The sequence below is a fragment of the Dinoroseobacter shibae DFL 12 = DSM 16493 genome, from assembly GCF_000018145.1.
Lineage (GTDB): Bacteria > Pseudomonadota > Alphaproteobacteria > Rhodobacterales > Rhodobacteraceae > Dinoroseobacter > Dinoroseobacter shibae.
This window is the reverse complement of record NC_009952.1, coordinates 2,598,104-2,618,087: the sequence shown is the minus strand read 5'-3', so window position 1 is coordinate 2,618,087 and position 19,984 is coordinate 2,598,104. Positions and strand designations below refer to the sequence as shown.

Sequence of the window (19,984 nt, the reverse complement as noted above, 5' to 3'; positions counted from 1 at the left end):
TTCGCGCCACACCATCGGAGGTAGGCATGGCACAAGAGAAAACACCCGGCGTTTACATCAAGGAACTGCCCGCGTTCCCGAACTCGGTGGTCGAAGTGCCAACCGCGGTGCCGGTCTTCATAGGGTATACCGAGCGGGCCATGCGCGGCACGACGAATGTCACGAACATGCCCATCCGGCTTACCTCCATGGCGGAGTACATGAAAATCTTCGGCATGGGGCCGACGCCGGAATACACCTTTGCGGTGGATGATGCAGGCAAGATCACCCTGACCGCCGAGGCCAACAGCCTCTACAATCTCTTCAACGGGATGCGGCTGTTTTTCGACAATGGCGGGGGGCCATGCTGGATCGTGTCGATCGGCAACTACTCGGGCGACGAGAAGGCCGCGGACGCCTTCGGGGACAAGGTTTGGGCGGCCCTCAAGAAAGAGCCGGAGCCGACCATGGTCGTCATCCCGGACTCGGTGCTGATGCCCTCGGAGGCTGATTACAAGAAGATCTGGGACAAGGCGTTCCCCCATTGCATCGCAATGCAGAACCGCATTGCGATTCTCGATGTGTTCAACGGTTTCAAGCCCCGCAATTCCGACGACGGAATCGATGTCATTTCCGACGAAAAGGTCGGATTTCGCCAATTGATCGAGTATGACAATATGAGCTATGGCGCGGCTTATTACCCTTTCGTGAACACCAATCTATTCGGTCCCACGGACGTCAATTACCTCAACATCACGAAGGACAGCCGCAAGGACCTGGCCGATCACATCACCAAGGAGTTCTCCGGGGCGGCCGACAAGGTGGTCAAGGCGATCAAGGCATATCTGGATACGATGAACGGGGATGACACCTCCGACGGCGTTGTGACCAAGACCCACCAGGCGCTGGCCAGCATCAGCGAAACCTACAAGCAGGCGATGCTCGACCTGATGGACGCGATGAACCTGCAACCGCCCTCGGCGGCGATGGCCGGGGTCTATACCCGCACCGATAACGAGATCGGTGTGTTCAAGGCGCCCGCGAACACGGGCATCATGGACGTGATGTCGCCCGCCGTCTCGATCAGCGACGAAGAACAGCAAGACCTCAACGTGCCACTGGACGGCAAGGCGATCAATGCGATCCGGTCGTTCCTGGGGCGCGGGGTGTTGGTCTGGGGCGCGCGGACCCTCGACGGCAACAGCCAGGATTACCGATATATCAACGTGCGCCGCACGCTGATCATGCTGGAGCAATCCATCGCCACGGCCGCGGAATCCTATGTCTTCGCGTCCAACGATGCGAACACCTGGCTGACCGTGCGGACCATGATCGAGAATTTCCTCAACAACCAGTGGAAGTCCGGCGCGCTGGCCGGTGCGACTCCGGCCGAGGCGTATCAGGTCGATGTGGGGTTGGGGTCGACCATGACCGGCAATGACATTCTCGACGGTTACATGCGGGTCTCGGTCAAGGTGGCCATCGTGCGCCCGGCCGAATTCATCGTGATCACGTTCCAACAGAAGATGCAGACGTCCTGACGGGCGCGTAAGGGAGGCACAGCATGGCTGATGCAGGAGACAAGCAGGGCGCCACATGGCCGCTGCCGAAGTTTTACTTCAGCGTCAATCTTGGCGATCCGGGGCAGATCCCGTTTCAGGAGGTCTCGGGCCTCGACACCGAGTCCGAAGCGATCACCTACCGCGCCGGCGACAACCCGGCCTTCAACGTCATCAAGATGCCGGGGCTGATCAAGTCCGGCAACGTGACCCTGAAGAAGGGCATCTTCGTCAGCGACAACCGTTTCTGGACCTGGTTTGAGCAGATCAAGCTGAACACGATCAAGCGCCAATCCGTGGTCATAAGCCTGCTGGATCAGACCAACAAGCCGACCATGGTGTGGAAGCTCGCCAATGCGTTTCCGGTCAAGATCACCGGCACGGACATGAAGTCCGACGGCAACGAGGTGGCGGTCGAGACGCTGGAGCTCGCCCACGAGAAGCTGACGATCGAGAACGGGTAAAAGGGTCGGGCGATGACCTATTACCCCCCTGTCGCCTTTTCCTTCACAGTGCGGATCGCGGGCAACGCGGCAGTGGTGGACCAGGGGTTCCAGGAGGTTTCGGGGCTGACGGCCGAACGGGCCATGACCCCGCTGGAGGAGGGGGGGGAGAACCGGTTCGCGCACAAGCTGCCCGGCAAGGTCAAGTTGCCGAACCTGGTGTTGAAACGCGGGATGATGCTGGCCAGTTCGCCGCTGTTCACCTGGTGCAAGTCGGTCATCGAGGGCGATCTGGGCGTGCCGATCGAGCCCAAGTCCCTGTCGGTGTCGCTGCTCGATGCCAAGGCCAAGCCGACGATGAGCTGGTCGGTCGTCGAGGCCTGGCCGGTCAAGTGGACCGTGGACAGCTTCGGTGCGCAGAAGAACAGTATCGCGGTCGAAAGCATCGAGCTCGCCTACCAGCGGGTCGAACGCAAGATCAACCAGATGCAGAAGGCCAACACGCCCGGTACCTGACGGGCCGGGCCGGACGGACGAAAAGGGGGGGACATGCCGGTCGAAATTCGAGAGATCGTGCTGCAGGCGCGGATCATGGACAGCCCGTCGCAGGAGGCCCAGGGCCATGGGGAGGACCCGCAGGCCGCGGCCCGGCTGAAGGCAGACATCCTGGCGAGTTGCGCGAGGATGATCCGCGAGGAACTGACCCGCAGCCGGACCCGGTAGGGCGGCGGCCATGCTCTCCAAGCTTCAGATCCAGGCGTTTTCTGACAATGAGCTGCGGTCGCAGACCGGCAGCTACAGCTTGCAGATCAACCCCAACTCCCTGTCGCACAGCCACTCGGCCAGCTTCGCGCCCGCCAAGGACAACGACGCGGCGGGCACTGTTCTGAAATTCCACACCCAGAACGCCGAAGAAATGTCGTTCGACTTCGTGATCGACGCCACCGGCGTGGTGCCTGGCGTGACCGATGTGGCCAAGGAAATCGAGAGCTTCCGCACCCTCGCCTATACCTACCAGGGCGCGCAGCACAGCCCGAACTACCTCAAGATCGTGTGGGGCGGGCTGACCTTCAACTGCATGCTCACCAGCCTGAAGATCGCCTACCAGCTCTTTGCCCCTTCCGGCGCGCCTCTGCGGGCCCAACTCAGCGTGGCGTTCCGACAGCACCTGACGCCCGAGGATCTCGCCCGACTGGGGGACAAGAAATCCGCCGACCTGACCCATGCCCAGGTGGTCACCGCGGGCAGCACTCTGCCGCTGATGGCCTACGGGGTCTATGACCGGCCGGACCTTTATCCGCAGGTCGCGCGGGCCAATGACATGAACGACCTCGTGCATCTGACCGCGGGCCGGGCGCTGAACTTCCCGCCCTTCGAGGAGAGCCGCCATGACTGAGAGCGTCTGGCTGCCGAATGCGGATCTCGTGACCTCCGAGATCAAGACCAACGGGGCGACCATCCCCGACATGGTGATGGTGTCCGGCATCAGCGTCCACCACCGGCTCAACCGCGTGCCCGAGGCGGTGATCAACATCGCCGACGGGAGCCGCGCGGAGGCCGATTTCCCGGTCAGCGCCTCGTCCACCTTCACGCCCGGTGCCGAGATCGAGATCCTGCTGGGTTACCACAGCAAGAACCAGAGCGTCTTCAAGGGCATTATCGTGGGCCAGCGTATCCGGGCGGACCCGGGCGGGGGTACCTATCTGGAGGTGCTGTGCAAGGACAAGGCGGTCGCCCTGACCGTGAGCCGCGCGGCGGCCCAGTATCTCGACATGAGCGACAGCGACGTGATCGCGAAAATCGTGGGAGATGCGGGGCTGAGCGCGGATGTGACCGCGACAAGCCTGAAGGTCGCCCAGCAGGCCAGGGCCAACAGCTCGGATTGGGATTTCATCCTGTCCAGGGCCGAGGTGAACGGGATGGTTGTCACGGTGGAGGCGGGCAAGCTGACCGTGGCGCCGCCGAAATTCGATAACCCGGTGCTGAACGCCACCTATGGCGACTCGATCCTCGATTTCGACCTTGAATTGTCGGCCACGGCGCAGCTCGACAGCGTGACCGCCCAGGCCTGGGACCCCAAGACCCAGGCGGTGATCACCGGCAAAGGCGCCGAGCCCACGGTCAACAAGCAGGGCACCCTGACCGGCGCTAAGTTGTCCGCCGTGCTCGGCGGGCAGAGCGCCACCCTGCAGGGCCCCGGTGCCGAGACCGACGATGCCCTGGCCGAATGGGCGAGTGCCTGCCTGCTGAAATCCCGCATGGCGCGCTATGCGGGGCAGCTCAAGGTGCCCGGGAACCCGACCCTGAAACCCGGCACCCAGATCGAGCTGGCCGGGTTGGGCGCGGTGTTCAATGGAAGTGCCTACATGGTCGGGGTGCGCCATACGCTCGCAGAAGGGAGCTGGGACACACAGCTCGAATTCGGCCTGTCGCCGGACTGGTTTGCCGAGGCGCAGCGCGATGTCAGCCCCGCGCCGGCGGCCGCGGTCCGCCCCGGTGTCACGGGGCTGGAGATCGCCACCGTGCTCAAGACCGACGAAGACCCCGAGGGCGAGCGCCGGATCCAGGTCTCGATGCCCCTGCGGGTGGGCGGGGACCTGGGGGTCTGGGTCCGGATCGCCAGTCCCTATGCCACCAACAACGCGGGCTTCGAATTCCTGCCCGAGATCGGCGACGAAGTGGTGCTGGGCTTTCTCCATGGCGACCCGGACAGCGCGATCCTGCTGGGGGCGCTGCATTCCAGCAAGAACCCCGCCCCTGTCGTCCCCGATGCCGAGAACACCATCAAGACCCTCGTGACCAAGGCGCAGCACAAGGTCACCTTCGACGACGACAAGAAGATCATCACCGTCGAGACCCCGGGCGGGCACAAGATCGTGCTGAGCGACGAGGATACTTCCGTCACCATCACCGACAGCAACGACAACAAGCTGGAAATGTCGGGTTCGGGCATCGCCATGACCTCGCCCAGCGACATCACCATCTCCGCCGACGCGTCGGTGAAGATCTCGGGCGCCAGCGGGGTGACCGTTTCGTCGGACGCGGATGTGAGCGTGAAGGGCATGAACGTCTCGGCCGAGGCCGATATCGGCATGACCGCCAAGGGCGGCGCATCGGCGGAGTTGTCGGCCAGCGGCGAGACCACGGTCAAGGGCGCCATGGTCATGATCAATTGAGGAGACAGCAATGCCGCCAGCAGCGCGACTGACAGACATGCACACCTGCCCGATGCAGACCCCAGGGTTGCCGCCGATCCCCCATGTGGGCGGCCCGATCTCGGGCCCCGGCGTGCCCACGGTCCTGATCGAGAAACTGCCCGCCTCGGTGGTGGGCGACATGGCGATCTGCGTCGGCCCGCCGGATTCGGTGGTCAAGGGCTCGGGCACCGTGATGATCGGCGGCCGGCCCGCCGCGCGCATGGGCGATACCACGGCCCATGGCGGCTCCATCGTGCTCGGTGCGCCCACCGTGATCATCGGGGGCTAAGCGGATGTCCGATCCCGCACAGAGTTTTCTCGGCCGGGGCTGGTCCTTTCCGCCCCGTTTCGATGTGGCGCTCGATGGCCAGGGCCGCGCGTCGGGGCCGGGGGCGCTGACCATGGTGCGCGATCACGAAGATATCCATGAAAGCCTGCGGGTGTTGTTCTCGACTTTCCGCGGGGAACGCCTGTTGCAGCCTGAATACGGCGCAGGGCTTGCCGGGGATGTGGACACACCGCTGAATGCCACGCAGCTCGGCGCGCTGCGCTCCAGGATCGAGCACGCGATCCTGTTCTTCGAGCCGCGGATCAAGCTGCGCAGCGTCACCCTCGACACCGCCCGGGCGGCCGACGGGGTGCTTGCGATCCATCTCGACTACGACGTGCCCGCGATCAACTCGCGCAGCAACATGGTCTATCCGCTTTACATCAAGGAGGGCACGAATGTCCGAATGCCCTAGGGCGGTCTGACCGTCCGATGACCCGCCCGTCCCCCCATACCGCCCATACCGGGCACCTGTCCCGCGCCGCGCGGGCGCCCGAGGCTCTGGCCACGGATTACTTTCGGCTCGATGAGCGCAGCCGGGCGCAACTGGTGCACACGGCCACGGGGCTGGCGCGGCTGCTGACCTATTACGATGCGCAGAACCGACCCCATGGCCCGCGGCCCGAGGGGCAGGGCGCGTGGGAGGCGTTCTTCCGCCATGATCTGACTTTCCTTCTGGCCGAGATCGCCTCGGTCGATGCCGCCCTGGAATATCGCGCCACCATGAGCGACACCGCGCCGCAAGCGATGTGCCGCCGCGTGGTCATGGACACGGTCCGGATCTGGGACTGGCGCGACCGCGCGCGCGAGATGGCGGTGTTCGCAGCCCCAGACAGCCTCGTGGCGGATGTCGCCCATACCCTGTCCCGGCCCGACCAGACCGAGCTGACCAGCGCGCCCTTCACGGCGCTGCGCCGGGCGCTCGATCCCCTGGAGGTCGAAGCGCGGGCCGAGGCCGCCCGCCGTCTCGGCCCGACAGAGGTCTTCGCGGCTGCCTTGCCCGATCCTGCGGCGCTGTCGCGGGCGGTCAGTGCGGCGAACCGTGCCACAGCGCAGGTCGCGCTGGCCGCCGAGACCTATCTCGACCGCGCGCTGGCCGAGCGGCGCAACCATCCCGGCCATCTCGGTCTGTTCCTGGCCTTCGTGGACCTGTTGCAAAAGGCGCAAGCCGACTTGAACCGGATGACCGACCGGCATCTCGAGTTCTATTTCCGCAAGGTTCTGCGCAGCGCCCCGCAACCTGCGCGCCCCGACAGCACCCATGTCACCTTCGCGCTGGCGCCGGGCGCGCGCGCGCTGACCCTGGAGGCGGGCACGCCATTGGTGGCGGGCAGCGGCGCGGGACCGGAGGCGGCGATCTTCGAGCTTGACCGCGCGGTCGAAGTGACCGCCGCCCGTGTCGCGCATATCCGCGCCGTGGCGGTGCAGCGCAACATGGCCCTGCGGGATCGGGGTGGTGCGCCCTTCGTCGAGGCGGTGGATGTCTACCCGGTGGCCAATTCCGAAGACGGGCGGGGCGCGCCGCTCGCGGACCCGGACCTGGGTTGGTCGCCTTTCGGTCCCGGGCTGGACGCGCCGTCGCATGTGGGCTTTGCCCTCGCCGCGCCGATCCTGGAGCTTGCGGGCGGGCAGCGCGACATCACCGTGACGCTGGCCTGTGATCCCAAGGGTGAGAGCACGCTGGCGCGCGCATTGGCCGAGTACGAGGCGGTGCTCGCCGACCGCTACCAGGGGGCGCCGGAGGACACCGGCTCAGGCAAGCTGCCCCCTGACATTTTCGCGAAGTTTCTGGCCGAGGCGGTGCGGGTGTCGATCACCACCGCGACCGGCTGGCATCCGGTGTCCGAAGTCACTCTCGGGGCGGATCCCGACGACCCCGATGCGCTGCGCCTGCGGCTGTCGGTGCCCGCCACCGCACCACCGCTCGCGTCCCATCCCGACACCCATCCCGAGCCTGTGCTGCGCGTGGTCCTCAATCCCGCCGCGCGGGCGTTTGCCTACTCCCCGCTCCACCGGCTGCGCGTGCTGGGCGCGACCCTCGCGGTGGAGGTTACGGACCTCACCACCCTGAAGATGGAAACCGATATCGCCCCGGTGGCGCCGGGAAAGCCCTTCGCGCCCTTCGGGCCCATGCCCCTGCCGCGGGCACGCCTGACGGTCGCCGCGCCCGAACTGGCACGCAAGCAGCCGTCGCAGCTGCGCCTGTGTTTCCACTGGACCGGGCTGCCCCTGCCGCCGGAGACCTTCGCCAGCCATTATGCGGGCTACGCGCCCAAGCTGAGCGAGACCGATTTTCGCGCAAGCCTGGCGCGCAGCGACGGGGTGAGTTGGCATCCGCTGCCGGTGCAGGGGCCTGGTGTTGCGCGCCCGGAAAGGGACGCGCCGCTCTTTGGGATCGATGCCAAGGGCGGCGTGGCCACCGAGACCGCGTGGCATGTCCCCCACCTGCCGCGCCCCGAGGGGCGATCCGACCCCGCGGCCTCCGCGCCCCTCGCCCGGCCCGACACCAGGCCCCCCGGCACGCTCCGGGTGGAGCTGACCGGCCCGCGATTCGGCTTCGGCCAGCGGCTCTATCCCGAGCTCCTCGCCGCCGCGGCGATGAAGCCCAAGCCCGGCGCCCTGTCCAAGGCGCTGAAGGCGGTCACGCCCAAGGCGCTGGCCAAGGACACCGAGGCGCCGCCGCCCAGGCCACCGCTGTTGCCGATGCTGACCGGGGTCGGTCTGAGCTACCGCGCCGCCGTGCGTTGCGAGACCCTGGGCGAGGGCGATCCGATCGCCTTCTACAACTTGATGGTGCATGGTCCGATGCGCCCCTCCGGCAGCCGGCGCCTGCTGCGCGCGGATCTCGACGTGGACGGCTACCTGATGATCGGTCTGGAGCGCACCCGCCTGCCGGAGACGGTTTCGCTCTTCTTCGACATCCGCGACAGCCTTGCCGAAAGCTGGGCGCCCGGCGATCCCGGCCCGCGCCCCGGAGTGTGCTGGTACTACCTGGGCGCGGGCGGCTGGCGGGAAGTGTCCGCGGGTGCCCTTCGCGAGGACACCACGCACGGGCTGACCACCCGGGGCGTGGTCGAGATTGCCCTGCCGCAGACCGCGCAAGAGACGGATCAGTTTTCCGACGCGCCCCTGGTCTGGCTTTCGGTGGCGTTGCGCGGCAATCGGCGCCGGTTCGGCAGGATTGTCGACATCACCACCCACGGCGTGCGTGCCACCCGCCGGATCACCGCCGCCCCCGGCGTGGTCACGGCGCAGGCGGGCGCCGCGCCGCACTTGCCCGCGGGCCAGATCACCCGGTTTCTCGCCGCGCGCCCAGCCATCGCCAAGATCACCCAGCCCGTGCCCAGTAGTGGCGGCCGCGCGCCCGAGCGCGATGCGGCTTTCCGGGTGCGGCTGTCCGAGCGTCTCGGCCACAAGATGCGCGCCCAGCGGCCGATGGATTATGCCCGCATGGTGCTGCAGGAATTCGACGAGATCGGCGATGTTCGCGTGCTGCCCGATGGTGCGGGCGGGGTGGAGGTGGTCGTGGCACCTGTCCGCGCGCCCGACCGCCCGACCCGGTTTCCGCGCGTGCCCCTGCACCTGCGCGCCGAGATCGCCGCATGGCTGGCCGCGCGCAGTTCTCTGCCAGTGGCGCGGATCGACGTGCGCAACCCGTCCTACGAGACCATCCGCGTGCAGGCACACCTGGTGCCGCGACCGGGCAGCGTCGCGCTGTCGGTGACCGATGTGACGGCTCATGTGGCCGGGTTGATCGCGCCCTGGATGCAGACCCGGGACGCCCCGATGCCGATCGGGCAGGCCCGGCTCGACGTGGCCATGCTGCTGCAACATCTGCGCGCCATGCCCGGGTTGGAGGAGGTCCTGGGCTTCTCGGTGCTGCATGTCTTTCGCACCCGGCGTGCCAATGGCAGCGCGCTGGGGCCGCACGGGTTCAAGGACAGTGCCCGTTTGCGCGACGCGCCCGACGGCGATCGGGCGGCGGTCCTGCTCGGGGTGACGCCGTCCTCGGTCTTCGTGCCTGCGCGCCGTCACCTGATCTCGATCCTGCCGCCGCGCACGGGTATCGGCGACCTGGAGGTCGGGGCGGATTTCATCGCCGCAAGTCCCGCCAAGCTCGCCAGCTACAGCGCGGATCCCGCAAGTCTGCCGCTGCGCCCGAGCCCTGCGGGGATCGGCAACCTGACCATCGGGGAGGATCTCATCCTGACCCGTCTCGAAGACACGCGCCCCCCGGCCTTCGCCCCTGACACAAGACACCACGCGCTTGATGCGGTGTTCCTGGTAAAGTGAGCTCGTCCCAGTCATGACCATAAAAGTCGACGACCTGATCAAGAACTTCTCCGACGGCAAACTGCCGACCGGGGAGAACTTCGCCGATCTGATCAATTCCATGGTCCACAAGGACGATTTCACAAAGGCCCAGCAGGCCTTCGAGGACTTCAAGGCGCGCGGCGAGATCACCCTCGGGCCCAGCCCGGGCCAGTGGCAATTGGGGGTGAACGAGGACGCACAGTTGCGGGTGCTGGAACTCGACGCCGAGGGCAAGCCGCCCGCCAGCGTCGAGGCGGGCGACATCCTGCTGGGTGGCTGGGTCAATGCCGCCGGTCGGCTGGGTCCGAAGCTCGACGCCTATGCTTTCGAGGAGGGGCAGACCGAGCTGCCCGTGGCGCATATGTCGAGCGTGGCGAGCGATGGCGGCTGGCATGACATTCTCGCCATGCCGGGCCGGCCCTGCGCGTTCGAGATCACGGCGGCCACCGCCCGGACCGTGTATCCCGCGACCACCGGGTTCGGGACAGCGTTCAAATCCCTGCTCGGCATCACGACGGAGCCCAATGGCATCGCCCACGGGACCTGCACGGCGGTGGGCGGGCATCGCAAACCGGCGCTCTCGCTGACCAGCCAACCCTCCGCAGAGGGGGTCGGCACCAGCCTTGCCCTGTTTCTCGGCATCATCCTCGGTCTTTTCCTGCTGGGTCTGCTGCTGATCGGCACCCAGGCCGAGGGTGCGGCGCAGGACGCGCTGATCCGGGCGGCGGCGCAGCTCGAACAGGGGGTCGGAAGCCTGATGACCAGCCTGCGCATCACCGGGGTGGAGGCCAGCGAGGTGGTGACGGTCTACCTGCCCCTCGCGGTGCTGGGCCTGGCCGGGCTCTACCTGTTGCGCCAGCTCAACCGCCTGCGCCATCTGAAATCCCGCGCCGTCAGCCTGCGCTGGAAGAAGGCCGGAGGCAGTGCGCTGATGGACGACCGGACATGGACCTTGCAGCTGCGCGGCCCGCCCCTGCCGCCGGGGCCGGAGGAGGCCAAGGTCTATTACACCATCACCAAGCTCTGGGCCTGAGGGGCGCGCGCGCCGATGACCGAGCATGTCACCATCACCAAGGCGCCCGATACGCCCGAAACCCTCGATTTCGAGGCGTTGCTGGCCGCCGGTATTGCCGCGGCCCAGCACTATAGCGGGCAGGAATGGACCGACTACAACCTCCACGACCCGGGTGTCACCATCCTGGAGACGCTGGTCTTCGCGCTCACCGATGTGGCGTATCGCACCGATCACCCGATCGAGGATATCCTCGCCTCCTCGGCCAGCACCGCCGACCCCGGGCTGGAGCGACAGCCTTTCTTTCCGGGCCCGCAGGCCTTCGCCAGCGCCCCGGTGACCTCCAACGACTACCGCAAGCTGCTCTTTGACCAGGTGTCGGGCCTGCGCAATGCCTGGATCCTGCCCCATCCCGGTACCTCCGGGGCGGGGGGGCATTACGACGTCTGGATCCAACCCTATGCCACCGATGTGGCGGAGGAGGCCCAGCCCGCGCGGCTCCACCGGCAGATCGAAGACGACGCCATGGCGCTGTTGCGCAAGACCCGTGCGCTGGGCGTGGATTTCCGCCATGTCCGGATCGCGCCCACGGCCGAGTTCGCCCTGTGCGGTGACGTCACTCTCGCGCCGGAGGCCGATCCCGAAGCTGCCCTCTCGGCCATGCTGTTCGCGGCGGAAATCGCGCTGAACCCGCCGCCCCGGGTCGAGGACATCGATGAAGCGCTCGCCAGCAGCGCCGCGCCCGAAACCCTGTTCGAGGGACCAGCGCTGGAGCTTGGGCTGATCCCCGATAGTGGCCTGAGCCCGCCGGGACGCGATATCGACCTCGCTCGGATCCGGGCCGCCATCATCGCGCTGCCCCAGATCGAGACCGTGCATGGCCTCATGGCGCCCGAAAAGCCCTGTCCCAGGGGATGCGACGCCGAGGATCCGTGTCCCTGCGCGCTCTGCGCCGACAAGCGCGCCGCGGCCCTCGTCATCCCCGCCCTGTCGCGCAAGGCTGCGGACCTCGAGGGGCTGAGGGTGTTCCGCCGCGGGGCGCAGGTCAGCTTCGACGCGGACAAGGTGCTGGTGCAACTGCGCCACCGCGAGGAGAAGCTGCGCTGGGAGGAGCACTATGCCATCCGCCAGGTCGCCAGTTCCGACTATTCCCGCATCACCCTGGGCAATCCGGCGCGGCAGCTCGCGCGCTATCGGTCGATCCAGCACATGTTCCCGGGTGTCTACGGCATCGGCCCGGACGGCGTGCAGGGCAGTGCCCCGCTGGCCGAGGGGGTGGCCGACACCCGGGCCGCCCGCGATGCCCGCCAGGCCCAGGCGCGCCAGCTCAAGGCCTATCTCGCGATCTTCGAACAGATGCTCGCCAATCACCTTGCGCAGCTCGATGCCACCGCGGACCTGCTGGCCCTGCCGTCCGAGGGGCCGAGCTACCATGTGCAGCCCCTGACGCGGCCTGAGCCAAGCCCGGACGATGCGCCTGCCCTCGGCCCGATACTGGGCCAGCCGGAGACACCCGAGCCGGGCCGGACCCAAGGCTGGTTCACGGCCTACAAGGACGGTCTGGCGGAGCTGCGCGACAGCCAGGACCGCCCCCTGGCGCGGCGCAACCGTGCCCTCGACCACCTGCTGGCAAGGTTCGGCGAGAGGATCGACACCGCCGAGCTGAAGCGGCTCTACGATGACAAGGCCCAACCGCTGGAGATCTTCGAGCGCTGGCTGCTCGACCGCAAGGCCGCGCTCCTGCGGGACGTGATCGCGCTCGGGCAAGGGCGGGGGCAGGGGGTCGATCTCGCCGCGCCGGAGACCTGCCCGCTGCTGCGCCGGATCGCCCTGCGGTCGGGCCATGACGCGCCCATGTTCCTGATCGAGCACGTTCTGTTGCAGGATGACGGGCTGGAGGCCAGGATCGGCCGCGAGGAGATCGGCACCAGCTTCGCGATTTCCGCCCCCCTGCCGCGCTCGACCTTCCGGTTGGCGATCGGGGACCGGGCGGTGCACTGGGTGCTGGAGCCAGATCCCGCCCTGCCACCGCTGGAGATGCTGCTGCCGCAACTCCGTGCGCTCGGCGCGGATCCGGCCCATTACACCACGTCGCCCGAGCGTGGCTATGGCACGACCGTTAGCCTCGTCGGTCCTAATGGGCTCTCGATCGAAGTGGTGGAGAATTTCCGGTCCCGCTCCCATGCCGCCGACTGGATCGCCCGCATGGTTGCCACCTGCCAAGGGGCCGGGCGCGATGCCCGGGCGCTCGATGCGGTCTTCACCCCGGTGGTGATGCCGCTCGATTTCGCGGCCCGGGGTGCCACCCTCGCGCTGGCCCCGGATGCCTCGGGCACCTCGCCGGCACGTCGGGCCTATCTGGCTGACATCGTCACCGAGGAGATGCCTGCCCATACCCTGCCTGCCATGCTCTGGCTCGATGGGGAGACCCCGCAGGAGGCGCGTGATTTCGCACGGGCCTACGCCGCCTGGTGCGCCGCGCAGCTTTGCGTGCGTGCGACCCGCACCCCATCTGCCGAAGCACTTGCGGCGGGCGCGCAGGCCTCGCAGACCCTGCGCCGCCAGATACATGATCTTTTCTGCCGCGAGTTTCGTGCCTTGCGGGCCCGGCGGCGCGGCGACGCCGTGCAAGGATGAGCCTCGATCACCGCATAGACCGGCTGACCTTCGCCATTGACCTGCCCGATCCCGAACAGGCGGATGCGGTGCAGACCCGGCTCAGTGATTTCGCCGCCGCGCGCCTGCCCGGATTGCTGACCGAGCTGCTGGAGGAGGCGGGCGTGGACCTGCGCCTCGATCAGCTCGCGCTCGATCTGGGAGATATCCCTGCCTTCGTGCTGGAAGACGAGCTTGCCCGGCGGCTGACCGAGGCTCTGCGCGCCGCTCTCGATGCGCACCGCGCGGAGCAGGCGGTGGCGGCGGCGGGATCGCTCGCACGGGCTCGCATGCCCCGTGGCCCGCTCCAGCCCGCCCGGCTGCGTGATCTCGCCCATTACCTCCAGCACGGCACCTATCCGCACTGGCCCGGCGCCGCCGCGCCCGGGCTGTCCGGCCTGCTGGAGCCCTGCCTGGCCGACCATCCCGACGGCTTGCGGGCGCTGCTGGCTTCGCTGGCCGACCAGCCTGCCGTGGCGCAACGCCTGGCAACCCATGTGCCTGCGCCCCTGCGCGCCCGACTGGCCGCGCTGGCCCCCGAGGCCGGCCTCCCCGGGTCGGACAAGCCGCTCTCGCACGCCTCCCCGGCGCAACCGGCGGTCTCCGCCCCGCCTGCCGCAGGGCCTGAGGCCAGGGAAGACCGCGCAGCCACATCTGCCGTTCCCGGGGATCCAACCGCCGCTTTGGACCCGTCCACGCGGGCCGCACCATCCCCGCCACAGCGCCGCGCGGGGTCCGCTGCCGATCTGCCTGCCGAAAACGCCGTGCCTCCGATGCCGCGGGCCGCGCCGGGGCATCCCGTCGATCCGTCCGAAGCGGCAGGCTCCCGCGGGGCCACCCCGTCCGACCCTGCTCCCGCAGGTCCGACCGCACCGCAAGGGCCGGGCGCCGCGAACGAGCGGTCCTTGCCCGCGGGCGGTTCTGGGCGCCCACCGTCTCCCGGTCTTCCGAAGGCACCTTCGGCCGCGCCGAGCCCGCCCCCTGCCGTGGACGCTCCGGACGCCCGCGTGCCGCCCGGAGGTGACCGAGTGTTGCCCTTGTCCTCGGCCGACCCGGCATCGCCCACGCCGGCTGCGACCGGGACCGGACAGTTCCCCGCAGGACTGGACACACCGACCGGCCCCCGCTCCGCATCCCCAGCGGCGCGGGCCCCTGCGGGAGCGCAAGCGGATCCCCCAGGAGCCGCGCGCAGCGGTCCATCCGCATCCCCCATCCGGCGGGTAGCGCCCGCGCAAGACGTCCCCCGCCCGGGGCCATCCTCCGTACCGGGGGGCTCCAGGGCGCAGAACGTCTTCGAAGGGGGTGCGACAGACACCCCGCCGCCTGCTTCCGACCCGACGGGGATCGGGTCGTCAGGTTCGGCCGGGCCTGTCCCGCGCGCACCTGCCGCGCCACCGTCACATGGGCCGCAGGACCCGTCAGAGCCGTCGCATCAGCCTTCAGGATCGGAGGTGGATCGCGGGGCGCGCGCCCCGGACCCCACGTCTCGGACCAACGCCTCGCCTGGTTCGGACCCTGCCGAAGACACCGCCAGGGCCTTTCCGACCGCCCCCTCACGTCAGCGGGGCGACCCGGATACCCCGGACATGCTCGGCCAGGGGGCCAAGGTCGGTCCGGCCAGACCACAGGCGCCCGAGACCGCGCCGCCTGTTGTGCCCAGAGCCGCGCCACCGAACGCCCCTCCCGCACTGGGCGCGCGCAGGGCGCCCGAGGCTACGGAGGCGCCCGGCCCGGTCTTGGCGGATCCCTTACCCGCTCGTGACGGGGCACGGTCCCCCGTCGACACAACCGCACGTACCCCGCACGATGATCCGCCGCGGGCCCAAGCACCCGACGCAGTGCCCCGGGTCAACGACGCGCGGGCCGAGGTGTCCGAGGACACCCGAGCGGCGCCCGAAGACTCGCTGGCTGCCGCCGCCTCCGGAGAGCGCGCGCCCGCGGCGTCACTCCCGACAGCCCCGGGTCTTACCGCGCCGAACCCGGGGGCGCCGGCGCGGCCGTCCGCCTTGCGCCCCCCGCCGCAGGATCCGGGCGCCGCCCCTGTCCTGGCTGTCCGCGCAGGCGCGCATCCCGACGGGCAAGACGCCTCCCAACCGCGCCAGCCAAGCCATATCCGCGGCGACGAAACGCCGCCCGCGCCCCCCGAAATCGGTATGGATTGGGCCGGTCTCCTGCAGACCCCGACCGGGCGGCAAGCGCTGCTCTCGCCGCTGGACTGGACGCGGATCGAGGCGGCGCATCTGGCGCTGCTGCCGACCCTTGGCGGCTTCGCCGTGACCATCCTGCGGGCCGCGGCGCCGGATGACACACTGGGTCCGCATCTGGCGGAGGCGAGCTTGACCCTTCTTGCGGGTGGGGGGTTCGAGGGCGATGCCCGCCGCTGGCTACGCGCCGTTCTGCGGGCCGGAAGCCGGGGCCGGACTGCCGAGACGCCGGGAGCGCTCGCAGCACAACTCTCCGCGCTGGCATCGGGGCGCGCCGCCGAGCCCCGCTTCGCGCCCCTGATCGAGATGCTGCGCGACCTGCAGGCGGAGGAGTCCGCACCGCGGGACCGCGTGCAGGATACCGACCCTCCGCCCGCCACCACCCGCGCCCAAGGGCGCAGCCCCGCAGAAGAGCCACCGATGCGTGCCGAGGTGGTGCTCCCCCGCCCGCCTGCCGCGACCGAGACGCCATCTGCCGCAATGGACGTTGCGACCGCGCTGGTCGCGCGCTACCTCCGGCCCGATGCGGCCCGCGTCACGCCGTCCGGGCCGCCGCCCCTGGCAGCAGCCCTTGCCGCCGCCCTGGAACAGGTCAGCCCGGCGCAACGTGCCGCGACACTGTCCGCACGCCTCGGCCAGGACCAGGCGCAGCTGGCGCGCCGGGCGGCCGCGTGGCTCGCGGCGGTGGCGAACGTGCCACTGAGTGCTGCGGACCTGACCCAGGCCACGCTCCGCGCCTGGGCGAACGGGGCAGCGTCCGGGCCGGACCCGTCGGCCCCCGTGCCGCTGGAATCCGTTCTCTCGGCGCTTGCGGAGATCGCGTCGGAGCGCGCCGCTCAGCCGCTGGAGACCGTGCGCGCCCGGATGGCGCGCGATCTCTCAGAGCCGCCGGAGGGCGAGGCGGGGCAGGCGCTCTCGGGCCTGTCAGCGCATGAGCTGGCAAGCCTGCGCGCCGCCCTGGCGGAGGCGCTGGACACCTCCGCGTCCGCTGAGACCCACCCGAATGTCACGCCTCTGAAATCGCGCGACATTGCGCCGATCGCCGGGGAAGTTCCGCCGCACGGGCGCATGCCCGAGACTGCCTCGGATGGTCATGTGGATGGCAATCCGATAGGACGGCCTCAGCGTCCCGAAACCGCCGCCCCCCCGACGCCGGACCCAACCTCCCCGGAGACTGTCCGCACCGCGGCGGCACCCGCCCCGGCGCGCGGGGCATCCCCAGTCCCGACATCCGCGCCTCCGGACGGCGTTGCAGCACAGGACACGGCTGGCGTGCGGTCTTCGGAACGTGGGCGCGACCAATCTGCCTCATCGCCGTTCGACCGGTCAGTCACGGGGGGGCTCGCCGCCGAAACGCCCGAGGACGGAGCTACGCCGACCGATCCTGCCGATGGCAATCGCACGGACGCCCGGGCGCCAGGCCCGGATGCGCAGGTTGCGCTGCAGCAGGTCGCCCAGAGGCTGCGGCAGGCCGGTCTTGGTCTCGATCCGCAGGATCTCTCCAGGCGCCTCACGGCGGCCAATGCTGCCGCCCCGATCGATGCACCAGACGGGCCAGGGGCGTTCCACGCGGCACTGGCGGCGGGTTTGGGCACTCCGCTCGGGTCCCTGATGGACCATCTCTCTCCCATGGGCCTGCCCACGCCTCCGGCCCGCCACGTCGATGCGCTCGAAACCGTCGCCCGGGCGCTCCGCCGGGCGGGCATCGGCCTTGATCCGCGGGATCTGGCGGCGCGCCTCGCCGCGGCCCATGCCGCCGCGCCGATCGACGCGCCCGAAGGGCCGGGGGCGTTTCACGCAGCCCTGGCCGCGGCTTTGGACACCTCGGTCGAGATCCTGCTTGCCCATCTCGCCCCCCCGCCCGCGCCCCTTGCGCCCGCGGGCGAAATCCATACCGGGCTGGCGGGGCTGGTCCTGCTCCATGTCCACCTCGCGACCTATCTCGCGCGCAGCGATTGCCTCGATCCCTCCGGTGGGCTGCGTGACGACAGCCGCCCCAGGGCCGTCCACCTGCTGGCTCTGCTGGCCAGCGGACGCATGGACCTGCCCGAGCACGAGCTGGCCCTGCCCAAGCTGCTTTGCGGGATGCCCCTTGCGACGCCTCTTGCCCCGGGCGGTGCCGCGACCCCGGAGGAGGCCGCGCTGGCCGAGAGCCTGCTCGGCTTCACCGCGTCGCAGGTCGCGGCCTTCGCCAATACCGATGCCGACGCCTTGCGCGAGACCTTCGTGATGCGCCACGGGGTGATCCGCCGCCCCGGCCCGGACGCCGCCCTGACGCTGCAGGTCACCAAGGGCCCGTTCGACATGCTTTTGGGGGGTATCCCATGGCCGTGGTCGGTGGTGGCCTTGCCCTGGATGCCGGAGGCGCTGCACGTCTCATGGACATGATCGCCACTTCCCGAACCCTCAAGGCCGAGCTTGACTGGCTGGAGGCCGCCATTGCCGCCCGGATCGCGCGCCATTTCGGCACCGGGCAGGCCGCCTCGCCTTCGCCGCCCAGACTCAGCCCCAAGACCTGCCCGCTGGCCCGGGCGCTGCGCCGGGCGCAAGTCCCCCCGGAGGGTCGCCTGCTGCTCGCGCTGGCGCTGGCCCCGGTCTTGCGGCCCGAGGCGCTGGACCCGTTCCTCACCCGTAACCCCGCCACGGATCGGGTGTTTTCCGAGTTCTGCCTGGCAGCCCGGCCCGAGGGCGGGGCTCAGCCCAGCCTCGGCACGGCGATGTTCCTGCTCGACACCGAGGGCGACCGCCGCGCTGCGCTTGAAATGCTGAGTGCCGACGGGGCGCTGGTCGCCGGGGGGTTCCTGTTGCCTCTGCGCGGGCTGGACGCCCCAGGTCTGCACGCCCCTCTGGAGCTGGCGCCGCAATTCGTGGGCCGGATCCTGCTGGGCACCCGGCACCGGCCCGAGTTTCGGCCCGACTTCCCGGCCAAGCGGCTGGAAACACAGATGCGCTGGGAGGATCTGATCCTGCCCGAGCGCACCCTGCACGAGCTCGAAGAGGTGCTCGCCTGGACCGAGCACGGTGCGGCGCTGGCCGCGACCGCCGGGATCGGGCGGCTGATCCTTCCAGGTTATCGCAGCCTGTTCTACGGCCCCTCGGGCACGGGCAAGACCCTCAGTGCCGCGCTCCTGGGTCAGCGCAGCGGGCGCGATGTCTACCGGGTCGACCTGTCTCTGGTGGTGTCGAAATGGATCGGCGAGACCGAAAAGAACCTCGCCCGCGTCTTCGACCAGGCCGAGGCGGAGGGCTGGATCCTGTTCTTCGACGAAGCGGACTCGCTCTTCGGCAAGCGCACGGACGTGACGCAATCCAACGACCGCTACGCCAACCAGGAAGTGTCCTACATCCTGCAACGAGTCGAGGATTTCGCAGGCATCGTGCTGCTGGCCACCAACCTGCGCAGCAATATCGACGCGGCCTTCGCCCGCCGGTTCCAGTCGATGATCCGGTTCGATCTGCCCGACCCCGCGGCGCGGTTGGCGATCTGGCGCAACGCCTTTCCCGAGGCCCACCTTCTGGCCCCGGAGGTCGACCTTGTGGCGCTGGCCGAGGAGGTCGCGCTGTCGGGCGGCGAGATCGTCAACACCGCCCGCACCGCCCACCTGACACGTCTGCGCGCAGGCGCCCCGACCGTCACCGCCGCAAGTCTGCGCGCGGCCATCGCCCGCGAATTGCACAAGGCCGGGAAACTGGCAGGAGCCGGACCATGATCGATGCCACCCTGAAATTCCTCACCGCCATGCTGAACGAGGAACTGCGCACACGCTTTGCCGCCGCCAGCGATCTGGTGGCGCTCGAAAGCGTTGCGCGCGATCCCGGGGCAGGGGGGGAGGAAACCGCCAACCGCCTCGTCCTGACGCTGGTGAACATCGAACGCGAGGGCACTGCCGGCAATACCGGCCGGGTCTACCGCGAAGAGGGCGGCGTCACCCGGCGCGCGCCCCAGCCCCTGAACATCAACCTGATCTTCCTGCTGTCGGCCAATTTTCCCGACCAGTATGCCGACGGGCTGCGGGTGCTCTCGGCGGGCATCGGCGCCTTCCAGGCCCGACCGCTTTTCACCCCGCAATCAGACCCGACCCTGCCCGAGGGGATCGAGAGGCTGTCGGTGGAATGGCGCGATCTCGACCTGCAATCGATCCACAACCTGTGGACCGTGCTCGGCGGCACCTACCTGCCCTCGGCGGTCTACAAGGCGCGGATGCTGGTGGTCGAGGACGGCTTCGTCGGCACCGATGTCTCGCGTATCACCTCCACCGCCGTGGAGACCTGACCATGCCCCACCGTCTTGGA

The 19,984-nt window shown here is 69.2% G+C and carries 14 protein-coding genes and 1 pseudogene; all 15 read left to right on the top strand.

Annotated elements, in window-relative coordinates; translation table 11 throughout:
- The first annotated feature begins 26 nt into the window (after positions 1–26).
- The 15 genes and pseudogenes from DSHI_RS12545 (at position 27) to DSHI_RS12485 (ending at position 19,964) form a co-directional block, all read left to right on the top strand.
- Positions 27–1,520: a phage tail sheath family protein gene (locus DSHI_RS12545; protein WP_012179131.1), complete on the top strand. Its 1,494-nt coding sequence runs from the start codon at positions 27–29 to the stop codon at positions 1,518–1,520.
- A 23-nt stretch (positions 1,521–1,543) separates the two neighbouring features.
- Positions 1,544–2,002 (top strand): phage tail protein, encoded by a 459-nt coding sequence (locus DSHI_RS12540; RefSeq protein WP_012179130.1) that lies wholly within the window; start codon positions 1,544–1,546, stop codon positions 2,000–2,002.
- Between the two features lie 12 nt (positions 2,003–2,014).
- Entirely contained in the window at positions 2,015–2,497 is a 483-nt protein-coding gene (locus tag DSHI_RS12535; protein WP_012179129.1) for a phage tail protein, read from the top strand.
- A gap of 33 nt (positions 2,498–2,530) precedes the next feature.
- Positions 2,531–2,704 (top strand): DUF5908 family protein, encoded by a 174-nt coding sequence (locus DSHI_RS22345; RefSeq protein ID WP_157865329.1) that lies wholly within the window; start codon positions 2,531–2,533, stop codon positions 2,702–2,704.
- A gap of 10 nt (positions 2,705–2,714) precedes the next feature.
- Entirely contained in the window at positions 2,715–3,377 is a 663-nt protein-coding gene (locus DSHI_RS12530; RefSeq protein WP_012179128.1) for a CIS tube protein, read from the top strand.
- Positions 3,370–5,157: a type VI secretion system tip protein VgrG gene (gene vgrG / locus DSHI_RS12525; RefSeq protein ID WP_012179127.1), complete on the top strand. Its 1,788-nt coding sequence runs from the start codon at positions 3,370–3,372 to the stop codon at positions 5,155–5,157. The genes DSHI_RS12530 and vgrG overlap by 8 nt, the downstream gene beginning before the upstream one ends.
- Before the next feature lie 10 nt (positions 5,158–5,167).
- A complete protein-coding gene (locus DSHI_RS12520) occupies positions 5,168–5,467 on the top strand; it encodes a PAAR domain-containing protein (RefSeq protein ID WP_012179126.1) in 300 nt (99 codons plus the stop codon).
- A gap of 4 nt (positions 5,468–5,471) precedes the next feature.
- Positions 5,472–5,921, top strand: coding sequence for a GPW/gp25 family protein (locus DSHI_RS12515; protein WP_012179125.1), 450 nt, complete (start codon positions 5,472–5,474; stop codon positions 5,919–5,921).
- A 17-nt stretch (positions 5,922–5,938) separates the two neighbouring features.
- Positions 5,939–9,799: a baseplate J/gp47 family protein gene (locus DSHI_RS12510; protein ID WP_012179124.1), complete on the top strand. Its 3,861-nt coding sequence runs from the start codon at positions 5,939–5,941 to the stop codon at positions 9,797–9,799.
- Positions 9,800–9,812: 13 nt separating this feature from the next.
- Positions 9,813–10,853 carry a hypothetical protein gene (locus DSHI_RS12505; protein ID WP_012179123.1) on the top strand — a complete coding sequence of 347 codons (1,041 nt, stop codon included), beginning with the start codon at positions 9,813–9,815 and terminating at the stop codon, positions 10,851–10,853.
- Between the two features lie 15 nt (positions 10,854–10,868).
- On the top strand, positions 10,869–13,469 hold the full coding sequence (locus tag DSHI_RS12500; protein WP_012179122.1) for a hypothetical protein: 2,601 nt from the start codon (positions 10,869–10,871) through the stop codon (positions 13,467–13,469).
- Positions 13,466–13,969 (top strand): annotated as a pseudogene (locus DSHI_RS23120) (contractile injection system tape measure protein); the annotation flags it as partial. The gene DSHI_RS12500 and the pseudogene DSHI_RS23120, both read left to right, overlap by 4 nt.
- 1,671 nt (positions 13,970–15,640) lie before the next feature.
- Positions 15,641–18,079 (top strand): contractile injection system tape measure protein, encoded by a 2,439-nt coding sequence (locus DSHI_RS12495; protein ID WP_157865328.1) that lies wholly within the window; start codon positions 15,641–15,643, stop codon positions 18,077–18,079.
- Entirely contained in the window at positions 18,016–19,401 is a 1,386-nt protein-coding gene (locus DSHI_RS12490; protein ID WP_085930399.1) for an ATP-binding protein, read from the top strand. The genes DSHI_RS12495 and DSHI_RS12490 overlap by 64 nt, the downstream gene beginning before the upstream one ends.
- The gene (locus DSHI_RS12485) at positions 19,398–19,964 is read left to right on the top strand and encodes a Pvc16 family protein (protein ID WP_012179119.1); all 567 of its coding nucleotides are present in this window, start codon (positions 19,398–19,400) and stop codon (positions 19,962–19,964) included. Before DSHI_RS12490 ends, DSHI_RS12485 begins: the two co-directional genes overlap by 4 nt.
- The last annotated feature ends 20 nt before the right edge of the window (positions 19,965–19,984 follow it).